This is a genomic window from Nocardia amamiensis (assembly GCF_015477605.1).
GTDB classification, from domain to species: Bacteria; Actinomycetota; Actinomycetes; order Mycobacteriales; family Mycobacteriaceae; genus Nocardia; species Nocardia amamiensis_A.
Genome location: NZ_JADLQX010000008.1, coordinates 169,324 through 182,397, shown reverse-complemented (window position 1 = coordinate 182,397; position 13,074 = coordinate 169,324). Strand labels below are relative to the sequence as shown.

The 13,074-nt window shown below is 68.5% G+C and carries 11 protein-coding genes; 2 read left to right on the top strand and 9 right to left on the bottom strand.

Features of this window, described 5'->3' with window-relative positions:
- Window positions 1–26: 26 nt before the first annotated feature.
- From IU459_RS13600 to IU459_RS13560, 9 genes are all read right to left on the bottom strand, one after another.
- A complete protein-coding gene (locus IU459_RS13600) occupies window positions 27–233 on the bottom strand; it encodes an antitoxin (protein ID WP_195129868.1) in 207 nt (68 codons plus the stop codon).
- A gap of 39 nt (window positions 234–272) precedes the next feature.
- A complete protein-coding gene (locus IU459_RS13595; protein WP_228837852.1) occupies window positions 273–1,415 on the bottom strand; it encodes an MBL fold metallo-hydrolase in 1,143 nt (380 codons plus the stop codon).
- Complete coding sequence (locus IU459_RS13590) at window positions 1,415–2,143, bottom strand: enoyl-CoA hydratase (RefSeq protein ID WP_195129866.1); 729 nt, start codon at window positions 2,141–2,143, stop codon at window positions 1,415–1,417. Before IU459_RS13590 ends, IU459_RS13595 begins: the two co-directional genes overlap by 1 nt.
- 375 nt (window positions 2,144–2,518) lie before the next feature.
- On the bottom strand, window positions 2,519–3,376 hold the full coding sequence (locus IU459_RS13585) for an aldo/keto reductase (protein WP_195129865.1): 858 nt from the start codon (window positions 3,374–3,376) through the stop codon (window positions 2,519–2,521).
- 66 nt (window positions 3,377–3,442) lie between these two features.
- Window positions 3,443–5,014, bottom strand: coding sequence for a carboxyl transferase domain-containing protein (locus tag IU459_RS13580; RefSeq protein WP_195129864.1), 1,572 nt, complete (start codon window positions 5,012–5,014; stop codon window positions 3,443–3,445).
- Window positions 5,015–5,065: 51 nt separating this feature from the next.
- On the bottom strand, window positions 5,066–5,668 hold the full coding sequence (locus IU459_RS13575; protein ID WP_195129863.1) for a GTP-binding protein: 603 nt from the start codon (window positions 5,666–5,668) through the stop codon (window positions 5,066–5,068).
- Complete coding sequence (locus IU459_RS13570) at window positions 5,649–6,023, bottom strand: DUF742 domain-containing protein (RefSeq protein WP_014981573.1); 375 nt, start codon at window positions 6,021–6,023, stop codon at window positions 5,649–5,651. The genes IU459_RS13575 and IU459_RS13570 overlap by 20 nt, the downstream gene beginning before the upstream one ends.
- Window positions 6,024–6,030: 7 nt before the next feature.
- On the bottom strand, window positions 6,031–6,444 hold the full coding sequence (locus tag IU459_RS13565) for a roadblock/LC7 domain-containing protein (RefSeq protein WP_011207200.1): 414 nt from the start codon (window positions 6,442–6,444) through the stop codon (window positions 6,031–6,033).
- Window positions 6,441–10,169: a sensor histidine kinase gene (locus tag IU459_RS13560; protein WP_195129862.1), complete on the bottom strand. Its 3,729-nt coding sequence runs from the start codon at window positions 10,167–10,169 to the stop codon at window positions 6,441–6,443. Before IU459_RS13560 ends, IU459_RS13565 begins: the two co-directional genes overlap by 4 nt.
- 322 nt (window positions 10,170–10,491) lie before the next feature.
- Between IU459_RS13560 and IU459_RS13555 the strand changes: the two genes are divergently transcribed.
- A complete protein-coding gene (locus IU459_RS13555) occupies window positions 10,492–12,552 on the top strand; it encodes an AMP-binding protein (RefSeq protein WP_195129861.1) in 2,061 nt (686 codons plus the stop codon).
- A 111-nt stretch (window positions 12,553–12,663) separates the two neighbouring features.
- Complete coding sequence (locus IU459_RS13550) at window positions 12,664–13,050, top strand: hemophore-related protein (protein ID WP_195129860.1); 387 nt, start codon at window positions 12,664–12,666, stop codon at window positions 13,048–13,050.
- The last annotated feature ends 24 nt before the right edge of the window (window positions 13,051–13,074 follow it).

Genomic DNA, 13,074 nt, shown 5'->3' with positions numbered 1-13,074 from the left:
GACCCACGACGGTCTCCGCCGCGGGCTCAGGCGTGCGGCCCGGACTGATCCGGCGGGACGACCTTCTTGGCGGCCTCCTTGCCTTTGGCGATCTTGTCCGTGTACTTGCCGTGCGTCTTCTGGTCGATGAAGTCACCGGCCTTGTCGATCCCGTGGTTGATCTTGTCGGCGTTCTTGGCCGCCGCGTCCTTCCCCTTGTCGACCAGGCCTTTGAGCGTGTCCGCGAAACTCATCGCCGTCCATCCTTCCTGTCGCCAACTAGCCGGAGTCGTTCAACCGATATTCTCCCACCAGGAATCCCCGGGTGCCGCGCTCATCGGGTCCACGCGTTGGCCCGGCATCGGCACCGCGACCGAGGTACCCACCGACCGGGCGGCCGCCACCATACGCCGGACCGGCTCGGACCAACCGTGGAAAGCCAGGTTGAACGTCGCCCAGTGGATGGGCACGAGCAGGCCGTGGCCGGGATCGCCTGCGCACAGATCGGCGTGCGCCCGGACCGCCTCTTCAGGGTTCATGTGCACGTCCGGCCAGCGCGCGTCGTAGGCGCCGATGGGCAGCAGCGTCAGATCGAACCGACCGAGCGCGCTGCCGGCCTCGGCGAACGCCTTCGTGTATCCGGTATCGCCGCCGAAGTAGACCCGCCGTGTGGGACCGGCGATCGACCATGAAGCCCACAGTGTGGTGTTACGGAGCAGGCCGCGTCCGGAGAAGTGCCGCGCCTCGGTGCAGGTGAGGGTCAGATCCGCGCCGTCCCGATCCCGGCCCAGTTCCGCGAGCGATACCGAAGCGCCCCAATCCAATTCGACGATCCGGTGCTCCGGGACACCCCAGTGCCGCAGGTGCGCGCCGATGCCGATCGGCACCAGAAACGGCGCGCTCTGTCGTGCCACCAGTTCCCGGACCGTCTCCTTGTCCAGATGGTCGTAGTGGTCGTGCGAGATGATCACCGCGTCGACCGGGGGGAGCTCGGACAGCGGCTGCGGCACCGGATGCATGCGGGCGGGCCCGACCAGCGCCGAGGGCGAAACCCGTTCGCTCCACACCGGATCGGTGAGAATCCGGTACCCGTCGATCTCGATGAGCGTCGTGGCGTGGCCGTACCAGGTGACGGCGAGAGCGGCCGCCTCGCTCGGCGGCCGCGGAGTGTGCAGCGGAATGGTTCCGTTCGGCCTGCCCACGTTGCGCTGGGTCAGCGCCGACATCAACAGCGATGGAGCCGAACCCGCGACCACCTGACTACTGGGTTCGGTGTTGTGGAACTGGCGATTTCGGTAGGTCGTAGCGCCCGCGGCGTAGGGCTGGATCGCCGAGATCGAAGCGCCCATCGCCGACGGGATACCCCACACCGCCCGGACCACCCATGTGATGCCGAGCGCACCCGCTGCGGCGCCCGCGATACGTCGAATGCCCATCATCGCCCCACAAACCTCGCGGCGCGCTTCTCCTGCCTGGCCAACCGTCCCTCCTTGGCATCCTCGCTGGTCCATGCCGCCTCCAGCGCCGCGCGCTGCTGAGCGGTTTCCGGATCACGCGTCCCGTCGTCGTTGAGCACCAGCTTCATGTGGCGCAGCGACAGCGGCGCCAAGGCCGCGATGTGCTTCGCCCAGGCCTGTGCGTCGGCGAGACCGCCGACCCGATTGGCGAAGCCGAAGGTGTGGGCGTCCTCGGCCGAGATCGACTCCGCCCCGAGCAGCACGGTCCTGGCCGGACCGCCGCCGATCAGCGCGGCCAGCCTGCGTACGGTCCACCGGTCCACCGTGATGCCCAGTTTCGCGGCCGGGATCGCGAGATACGCCTCCGGCGACATCACCCGCAGATCCGAGGCGAGCGCCAGCTGCACGCCCGCACCGATCGCGGCGCCGTTGATCGCCGAGATCACCGGGATCGGCGCCGATTCGATAGTGTGCAACGTCTCCAGCAGAGCGGACAGGAAATCGCCGGTGTACACCCCGGAGAGATCGGCGCCGGCACAGAAGACCGGACCCCGCCCGGTCAGCACGATGACCCGCGCCTGGTCGGCGACGGCGGCGAGGACGGCTTCGCGCAGCAGTGTCACGAGCTCGTGATCGAGCGCGTTGCGGCGCTCCTCCCGCTGTAGTTCGATGGTGATCACGTCACCATCTCGGCTGACCCCGAGCATGCGACCTCCCCGGCTGAACGGTCCGTATGGTCTCTTCACTCTGCCACAGGCTCCCCTGCCTCTCCTGGCCCCAGGCTCCACCGCCTCTCCGGGTCTTCAGGCCGTACTAGTTCTACGAAACCAGTTGCCCGGTTGGCAGGCAGCGGCGCGTCGCAGGTCCTCCTTGTCCTGGAAATGGCGGACGGCGGGCGGCGCCGGGATCTGTGATTTCGGTCACCGACCTGCGATTCGACGACCGACCGCACGTGGTACCGGCCGACGGCACACTCGCCAGGGCCCCGATCGGTTGCGGCCGTCGGCGCTGATCGCGCGAGACACGCCCCGGCTGTCGAGCTCACCGAGCATGTCGGGCTGCGCTGACGGCCGATCCTGGAATCAGTCGATCAGACCAAAGGTGAACTCGTCCGGGTCCGGGCCGATGCGCGAACCACTGTCCAGTGCAGTGATCGCGTTCATCTGAGCCGGGGTGAGCTCGAAGCCGAAGACATCGAAGTTCTCTGCGATCCGGGACGGCGTGACCGACTTGGGGATGACGATATTGCCCAGTTGCAGGTGCCAGCGGATGATCACCTGTGCCGGGGTTCGACCGACTTCAGCGGCCACCGCGGTGATGGTGCGGTCGCCGAGCACCGTGCCCTGCCCGAGTGGGCTCCACGCCTCGGTGGCGATCGCGTTCGCGGCATGGAACTCACGCAGCTCCCGCTGCGCCAACCTCGGGTGCAGCTCGACCTGGTTCACCACCGGGATCTCGCCGGTTTCGGCGATGAGCCGCTGCAGGTTCGCGACCGTGAAGTTCGAGACGCCGATCGACCTGACCCGCCCCTGCGACTTCAGCGTCTGGAAGGCACGGAACGTATCGATGAACCGGCCGGCGGCGGCCACCGGCCAGTGGATCAGGTAGAGGTCGAGATAGTCCAAGCCGAGCCGGGCCAGGCTGGCGTCGAAGGCGCGCAGCGTGGCGTCGTAGCCCTGCTCGGAGTTCCACAGCTTGGTGGTCACGTAGATCTCGTCCCGGGGCAGTCCGGACTGCCGGATCGCTCGGCCGGTGCCCTCTTCGTTCCCGTAGATCGCGGCGGTGTCGATGCTGCGATAGCCCACCTCGAGCGCGGTGGTGACCGCCGGGAAAGCATCGTCGGCGGGTACTTGGAACACGCCGAAGCCGAGCTGCGGGATCACGTTCCCGTCGTTCAGCACGATCGGGGGAACGGTGCTGGTCTCGCTTCTGAAGGTCACATTCCGACGGTAGAAGTGCCGCGACGAACCGTCAATCACGCGCTCGGGTGTGTTGGCCTGCAATACTCAGGTCGCGTCGCCGGGCAGTCCCAGTCTCCGATAGCGCGCCTGTCGTGCCGCGAGCACCTCCGATTCCGGCCGGGCACGCAGGCTCGCGAGCTCGTTCGCGATCGCGGCGACCATTCGGCGGGCGAAGTCCACCGGCTCGTCCGCCGCATCGGGGAGCTCCGGCACGATGCGGTCGACCACACCGTCGGCGAGCAGATCGGCGGCGCTGATGCGTTGGGCCGCAGCGAGTTCCGGAGCATGGTCGGTGTCCCGGAATACGATGGCGCTCGCCCCTTCCGGGGGCAGCGGAGCCAGCCAGGCGTGTGTCGCGGCGAGGACCCGATCGGCGGGCAGCAGCGCCAGCGCGCCACCGCCGGTGCCCTGACCGAGCAGCACCGAGACGGTCGGGGTGTCCAGGGTCACCAGATCCGCGATGCAGCGAGCGATTTCGGGTGCCAGACCCCGTTCCTCGGCTTCCTTCGAGAGCGCCGCACCCACGGTGTCGATGACCAGAACCAGCGGCAGCCGCAATTCCTGAGCAAGCGCCATGCTGCGCCGCGCCTCACGCAGGGCGGCCGGACCCATGGTGTTCTCGCCTTGTTGGCCGCGCCGGTCGTGCCCGAAAACCACGCACGGTTGCCCACGGAAACGTCCCAGCGCGAGTACCGCGGTCCGATCCGATTCACCCTGGCCGGTGCCGCTCAGCGGAACCCGTTGTGTCACTTGACGCAAGAGGTCGCGAATGCCCGGCCGCTGCGGGCGGCGTGAGATCAAGACCGACTGCCACACCGTATTGTCCCCGGAACGGTTCAGAGGCGGAATCTCTTGTCTGCCAGCATCATCGCGGGCCGCCGCAACCGTTCGCGGCAACATTGGAGGATGCGCGGCAGCATCTGGCGCCGCAGTGGTATCGGGCAGCTGGACGCCACTGAACACGCTCAGCGCGCGATGGGCGATGCGGCGGAAAACGGGTATCGGCAGCACGCCGTCGATGACGCCCCGACGGTACAGGTTCTCCGCGGTCTGCACGCCTTCCGGAAATGGTTTGCCGTACAGGGCCTGGTAGACCCGCGGGCCGAGAAACCCGATCAGCGCACCGGGCTCGGCGAACGTAATGTGCCCCAGCGAACCCCACGAGGCGAAGACGCCGCCCATCGTGGGATCGCGGAGGTAGACCAAATATGGGTGACCAGCGGATTTGTGGGCCGCGACCGCACCGGCGATCTTGACCATCTGCACGAACGCGACGGTGCCCTCTTGCATCCGGGTACCGCCGGATGTCGGTGAAGCGAGCAGCGGCAGTCCGAGTTCGGTGGCGCGCTCGACCGCCGCGACGATGCGCTCCGCCGCGGCGACGCCGATCGAACCGGCCAGAAATCCGAACTCGCAGGCGATCACCGCCACCCGACGACCGCGCAGCAACCCTTCCCCGGTGAGCACGGATTCATCGGTGCCCGCCGCCACCGCCGCCGTCCGCAAGGCTTCGCGATACCGCGGGGTCGCGGCCACCGTCACCGGCGGCCGGTCCCAGCTGACGAACGAGTTCGTATCGAGCAGTTGCCCCAGAAACTCCCGCGCCGACGTACGCACCGGGCGAGCCTATCCGGCCCTACCCGGCGCGTCGGCGTGCCGCACGAGCACTCAGTAGCCCTGCATCACCTTGCGTAGGGCGTACTCGGTGAGCGCGACCAGCGCCTGCTTGGCGGGCTCCCGACGGCGGGCGTCGATGGACAGGATCGGCACATCGGCGGGCACGGCGAGCGCCTGCCGGATGTCCTCGATGGGGTACCGCGGCGCGTCGTCGAACTCGTTGAGCGCCACCAGGAAGGGTAGGTTGCGCGCTTCGAAGTAGTCGACGGCAGCGAAGCTGTCCTCCAACCTGCGGGTGTCGACCAGCACCACGGCGCCGATGGCGCCGCGAATCAGGTCGTCCCACATGAACCAGAATCGATACTGGCCAGGCGTGCCGAACAGGTACAGCACCAGATCGTCGGCAAGGCTGATCCGGCCGAAGTCCATCGCCACGGTGGTGGTGGACTTCATCGGAATGCCGGTCAGGTTGTCGATCCCGGCGCTGGCATTGGTCACCAATGCCTCGGTGCGCAGCGGAACGATCTCCGAGACGGCACCGACCAACGTGGTCTTCCCGACGCCGAAGCCACCCGCGACCACGATCTTCGCCGATGTCGGCTTGGCAGTGCGGGTGTCGACCTGTGCCGTCGAATCAAATACGCCGGAGTCCACTGAGAACCCTTTCGATCAGCTCGCGACGTTCATCGTCGCTGGAATCGTCTTTCAATGTCGCCGAAACGCGCACGTGTCCGGCCTCGATCAGGTCGGCTACGAGCACGCGGGCTACCCCGATGGGGATACCCAGTCTGGCTGCTACCTCGGCAACGGACGGCGATTCTCTGCACAACTCCACGATTGACGTCTCGATGTTGGTCAGTTCGAACTGCCGCTCGAGGGCGACCGGATGCGATGCGACGAGGGCTTCCAACGCCAACTCGACCGCAGGCCTGGTCCGGCCCGCGGTCAGCGAGTACGGGCGTACGAGGCTCGGCTCGGCGCTTCCCACGCGGTGATCTTCTATGTCCATCCCACCATCAGGAACCCATCGTGACGCGTGGCGTGGCCTGAACAGTCTGGCCAACACGCTCGACCAACAGAGCCATCTCGTAGCCGACCTGACCGATGTCACACGAGGTGTTGGTCAGCACCGCGAGATAGGAACCGTCGCCGACAGCCATGAGTAGCAGGTAGCCGTGCTCCATCTCGACGACGGACTGCAGCACGGTGCCGCCCTCGAATAGATTCGAGACGCCGACTGACAGGCTGGCCAGACCGGCCGTCACGGCCGAGAGTTGTTCGGCGCGATCGACGGGCAGTTGGGCACTCGCGGCCATGAGTAGGCCGTCAGCCGAGACCAGGACGGCATGGGCTACGCCAGGAACCTCGTTGGCAAAGTTCGAAACCAGCCAATCCAGCTGACGGTTCGTACCACCTAGATCGGGGTTCATCGGTCTCCTTTATCTCCGGTTAGGTTCATTGCTCTCATTGCGCGGCCATCCCGGACGCCCTGCTGGTGACGACTCAAGCTGGACCTGATCGTTTCTGGATCGCGACGCGGCGCTTGGGCGGCCGAACCGCTGACACCACCCGGGACAAGCCTTCCGCCCGGATTGCGTTGCGGCAACCCCGCAGCCGTTCTCTTTTCGGCTTGCGCCTCGCTCGCACGGCGAGCTGCCTGCCATCCTTCGTCGCCCGCGGACTCGAAGGAGGCGGCCACCTGCGAGCGATCCGCGCTGGGGTCCGAGAGCCACGCCGACATCATTTCAGCGAAGATCGGCGTCGATCCCATCGACGACTCCGACTCGACCGCCGGCTGCAGCCTGGTCTGGAAGAACGAGGCCGTCTTCGCCGGGTTGGACCGGTAGCTGTGCCTGCCGGGATCACGCCCGGACGTGGTGGCCGGCTGCTCACCGCTCGCGGCGTGCTGGCCACCCTGATCCCGCTGCGGCAGAGCGACTCCCGGTGGCACGGGCTGACGCTGCGGCGCTTGGGCGCCCGGCTGCCGTTGCGGCAGACCGGTCAACCCGCTCTCCCGCTGCGGCGGGCTCGCCGGCGCCGACCGACGCTGCGGCAGACCACCCAGCGGCGACTCACGCTGCGGCAGACCGCCGAGCGCCGATTCGCGCTGGGGCAGGCCGCCCGCGGCCGAGTCCCGTTGCGGCAGGCCGTTGATCGAGGGCAGCGCACCGGAGCCCGGTTCGCGCTGCGGCAATCCGTTGCCGGATTCGCGTTGCGGGAGGCTGTGGGCCGCGGCATCGCGCGGCGGCAGACCGCTGGGCGCCGCGTCGCGCTGCGGTAGGTCCGGCGCGGGCTGCCGAGGCGGTAGGCCGGTGGAGCCCGGCTCCCGCTGCGGCAAACCACCCAGCGCCGATTCGCGCTGCGGCACGCCGTTCGAACCCTGCTGACGCTGCGGCAAGCCCGTGGCGCCCTGCTCGCGCGGCGGCAGACTCGTGGCGCCCGGCTCACGCTGGGGCAGACCACCGAGCGCCGACTCACGCTGCGGCAGACCACCCGAAGCCGACTCACGCTGCGGCAAACCACCAAGCGCCGACTCACGCTGCGGCAAACCACCGAGCGCCGACTCACGCTGGGGCAGACCACCGAGCGCCGACTCACGCTGCGGCAAACCACCCGAAGCCGACTCACGCTGCGGCAAACCACCCGAAGCCGACTCACGCTGCGGCAAACCACCCGAAGCCGACTCACGCTGCGGCAGACCGTTCGAGGACGCGTCGCGTGACGGAGCGCCGTTCGATCCCGGCTGCCGCTGCGGCAGACCGACGCTCGGCTGCGGCACGCCGGCGGCGCCCGGCTGCCGCTGCGGCAGTTCACCCGAGTTCGGCTCACGCTGGGGCAGACCCGAGCCGGTCGGCTCCGCTGGAACACCTGGCTGACGCGGCGGCGGACCGCCGGGGCCGAGATTGCGCTTGGGCAGGTTGGCCGCGGCGAGCTTGCCGCGCTGGGGACCGCTGGGGGGCTGGCCCGGCGCGGGGCGCAGGCTCGCGCCCGACTGCTGTCCGTCCGAACGCAGACCGGACGACATCGCCGACGAACCCGGCTGCCGCTGGGGCAGACCACCCGGGCCGGCGGGAACCGGCGCGCTGGGCGGCGCGGCGGGCGCGGGGCTTGCGGACTCGGTGACCGGAATGGGGCCGCTGACCCCGGGATCCACGGTGACCATCACATTGCCCCCCGGAGTGCGCGTGACCGCCCGCATCTGCATCGACGCCGGACGCTGCGGCTTGACGGGCTGCGGCGAGGGCTGCGGAGTGACCGGCTGGCCCGCGATCGGCTTGCCCGCGACGATGAGTCCGACCGGCACGTGCACGGTCACGGTCACGCCCGGATCGCGAGCGGTGTCGAAAGTCGCGCGCAGCCGCACGGTGAGGCCGTGCCGCTCGGCGAGTCTGCCGACCACGAAGAGACCCATGTGGCGGGCCGTGTCGGGCCCGGGCTCGGCGGTCTGCTCGAGGCGCCGGTTGATGTCGGCCATCTCGGCGGGCGGCATACCGATGCCACGGTCGGCGACCTCGATCAGCAGGCCCTGATCGTGGGCCTGCGCGAAAGTGAACTTGACGTCGGTCTCCGGCGGCGAGGCGCGCAGCGCGTTGTCCAGCAGCTCGGCGAACAGGTGCGCGAGGTCGGAGGCGGCCGGCTCTTTCAGCGAACCGCGCGGCGTGGCGCCGAGCTTCACTCGCTCGTAATCCTCGACCTCGGAGATCGCGGCACGCAGCACGTCGGCGATCTCGACCGGAGCGGACTTGCTGCGGCGCTGTCTGGTGCCCGCGAGAATCAGCAGGTTGTCGCCGTTGCGGCGCATACGCGCGGCGAGGTGGTCGAGCCGGAACAGGTTCTCCAGCAGGCGCGGGTCCTTCTCGTCGTACTCCATCGCCTCGATGAGCGTGAGCTGATGGTCGACGAGCGACTTGGACCGCCGCGCCAGGGTCTCGAACATGTCGTTGACCTGCGCACGCATCTTCGCCTGCTCGCTCGCCAAGCGCAGCGCCTGGCCGTGGATGTCGTCGACCGCGCGGGCGAGCTGACCGATCTCCTCGGCGCTGCGCACCGGCATCGGTTCGAGCGGGACCTCTTCCGGCGAGGCGCCGTTGCGGAGCTGGGCGACCTCCTGTGGCAGATCGCTCTCGGCCACGCGCAACGCGGCCAGGCGCAGCCGGTGCAGCGGGACGATCATCGAGCGGGCGACGAACACCGCGAGCAAAAGGGCGGCGAGGATGGTCGCGATGACGACCGCGGTGTAGGTCCACGCGTCGCGCTGGGCTGTGGACACCAGCGACTGCATCGCGGAGTCGATGTCCTTGGTCGCCTTGCCGACGACGTGCTCGTAGACCGCGAGGCTGTCGGTCAGCGACTGCTTCAGCTCACCGATCGGGAGCTGTCCCGCCTGGAGTTGCGGGCTGGTCGTCAGCGCGACCCTGGTGTCGATGCCCGCGCGCAGTTCGGCTATCGAAGCGTCGCCGTCGGAGAAGCGGTGCGCGAGCACGTTCAGCAGCGCGCGCTCGGTGCTGGACGCAATCAAGAAACTCTGTACGCCGGCCTGCTGGTTGCGCAGCACCTCGGGAAAGGCCGCGACTACGTTGACCAGAGCGGCACGGGTGTTGAGCGAGTCGACCAGGCGCAGTTTGGGCACGTCTACGGCGGTGTTGCTGACCTGGCCGACCGTGGTCTCGACGATGCTCACACTGTCATTGCGAACCCGGTCGATCAACGCGAGGGTGTCCGACGGCGGGCCGGTCGTGACCGCCTTGCCCTGTGCGCGCACGCCCTTGGCCTGGGTGAGCATGCTGTCGATGGCCTCGCGTGCGCCCGGCACGCTGTCGAGTCTGCCGACCGCCTTCTCGGCGTTGGCGATCGCCTTGTCCAGATCCGCGAGGTTCTGATCGGTCACCACGGACTGGTTGGTCCCCAGCGAGATCATCTGCGACGCGGCGGTGGTGGCGGTCTGCGCGCTGAGCCCCGTGACCGCCGGGATGGCGGCCACGTTCTCGGCGATGTCGGCGAGCCGGTTGGATTCCGCGAACTCCGACGAGATCCTGGACACGCCGAGCCCGACTGCGACGGCCAGCGGCACGGCGAGAACCGCCGTCACCTTCCAGCGCAGATCCCAGTTGCCGAGCGCCCAGCGCTTACTGCCGGACCTAGCGGCGTCACGCATGTCCCACTCACTTTCCAAACTGGCCTCTACCGAGCACCATCAGCCGAACCTCCACGATCGTGTGCATGGCTCGACAGGTGGAGCTGGCCGAGAACTGCGGCTGGCCGAAAGATTGCGTCCTAACGACGGCCCAAATAAGTGACATCAGATTCTAACGGATCAATAACTTCTTGGGTGACTTGGCGTGATGTCGCGATCATTGACCTGCCAGTTCCAGGCAAAACCAAAGGTCGCGGCACCCACCCGGGCGTCGCGTGAAGTCTGCCACAATCAACCAGATCTATCGAGGCGGGCATCGAGGCGAGGCTAGGGAGTCACGGGTTTGAACGTGCGGCAGGAGTACCGACCGGCCTATCAGACCAGCTTGGTGGATCCCGCCGAGTTCTGGGCCGGCGCGGCCGAAGCGATCGACTGGGAGGTGCCACCGACCCAGATCGTCGACACCAACGCCCGCCCGGTGGCCAGATGGTTTCCCGACGCCCGACTCAACACCTCCTTCAACGCCCTCGACCGGCACGTGCACCCGACCACCCCCGGAGATGCCGGTCGCGCCGATCAGCCCGCGTTGATATATGACTCCGCTATGACCGGCGCCAGCGTCGTCTACACCTACGCGGAGCTGCTCGCGGAGGTGTCCCGGTTCGCCGGAGCGATGCTGCGGCTAGGTGTCTCGGCCGGCGATCGCGTGGTGATCTACCTGCCGATGATCCCCGAAGCGGTGATCGCGATGCTGGCCTGCGCACGCATCGGCGCGGTCCATTCGGTCGTGTTCGGCGGATTCGCCGCGCCCGAGCTGGCCGCCCGCATCGATGACGCGGAGCCGGTGTTGATCGTCACAGCGTCCGGGGGTCTGGAGCCGGGCCGGACGATCGAGTATCCACCGATCGTGTTGCAGGCTCTGGAGCTCGCCACCACCACCGCGCCGCGCACCGTGATCGTCAAGCAGCGGTCGCAGTTCGACACCATCCATTTCGCACCGCCGCAGCCCGCGACCGAGTACTTACCGAGCTCGATGGAAACCGTGGCCGCGCGGTGGCTCGACTGGGACGACGCGGTCCGCGACGCGCCACCGGCCGACCCGGTACCGGTCGCGGCGACCGATCCGCTGTACATCCTCTACACCTCCGGCACCACCGGGAAGCCCAAGGGCGTGGTGCGGGACAACGGCGGGCACGCGGTGGCACTGGCCTGGTCCATGCGCAACGTCTACAACGTCGGCGCGGGCCAAGTGATGTGGGCGGCATCCGATGTCGGCTGGGTGGTCGGCCACTCCTACATCGTCTACGCGCCGCTGCTGGTCGGGGCGACCACGCTGCTGTACGAAGGCAAGCCGGTCGGCACGCCGGACGCGGGCGCGTACTGGCGCGTGGTCGCCCAGTACCAGGTCAACGTGCTGTTCACCGCGCCGACCGCGTTGCGTGCCATCCGCAAGGCCGACCCCGGCGCCGAGCTGGCCCGCGCCTGGGACCTGTCCTCGCTGCGCGCGCTGTTCTGCGCGGGCGAACGGCTGGATCCGGCCACCTACACCTGGGCCGACGAGACCCTGCTCGCGGGCCGCTCCGACTGCCCCGTCGTCGATCACTGGTGGCAGACCGAGACCGGCTGGCCGATCTGCGCGAACCCACTGGGCCTGCAGCAGCTGCCGATCAAGCCGGGCTCGGCCTCGGTGCCGGTGCCGGGCTATCGGCTGCGCGTGCTGGATTCCTCCGGCAACCCGGTGGCCCCCAACACCGAGGGCAATATCGTCATCGGATTACCGCTGCCGCCCGGCACGCTCACCGGGCTATGGCGCGACGACGCCCGCTACGAGCGCTCCTATCTTTCGGCGTATCCCGGCCACTACCTCACCGGCGATTCCGGCTACTTCGACGAGGACGGCTACCTGTATGTCCTCGGCCGCAGCGACGACGTCATCAACATGGCCGGGCATCGCCTGTCCGCGGGAAGCATCGAGGCCGCCATCGCAGGGCACGACACGGTGGCCGAATGCGCCGTCATCGGCCTGCCCGACGAGCTCAAAGGACACCGGCCGGTGGCCTACGTGGTGCTCAAGTCGGGTGTCGAGATCGATCCGCGGCAGCTGCGCGACGAACTGATCGAGCGGGTGCGCACCCAGGTCGGCGCGATCGCCACACTGCACGACGTGATCGTCGTGACAGCGCTGCCCAAGACCAGGTCCGGCAAGATCCTGCGCAAGACCATCCGGCAGATCACCTCGGGTGAGACGTTCGAGGTGCCGTCCACCATCGACGATCCCGGAGTGCTCTCGGCACTGGAGGAGCAGATCCGCGCGGCCCGTCCGGAGTGGGGACCGGCGCGCAACCGCACCGAGAACCCCGACAATGTCGTGGCACCCGACGTGGATCCGGTTGCGCCGTCCTGAGTTCGCTCGCGTCCTCAGAGTTTCCACAGAGGACGTTCATCTCGCTGCCAGCCGTTCGAAATAGCCTCGAGACCGCACCGCAACCATTCGATGATCTGGAGGCACCACATCATGAAGCGTTCCGTAGGCCGTCCCGCCGTCGCCGCGCTCGCCGCGGGCGGATTCGCGACGATCGCCGTGTTCCTGAGCCCCGCGATCGCGAGCGCGGGCCCGATGGAACTCGCCGAGCCGCTGCTGACCTCGGATTGCTCCTTCGCCCAGATCGATGCCGCACTGCACGCCAAGGCCCCGCAACTGGCCGCGATGCTCGACGCCAACCCGGCCCAGAAGGCCGAGCTGCAGCGCAAATTCGAGCAACCCGTGCAGCAGCGGCGAGCCGAGTTGCAACGGGCCATCGACGAGAACCCCGACGCCGCGCGCCAGGCGGAGACCGACCCGCGAACCGCACAGCTGCGCGACACCATCCGCACCGTGGCCGACTCCTGCCACAACTACTGACCGACCGACAGCTACCAGCCGACC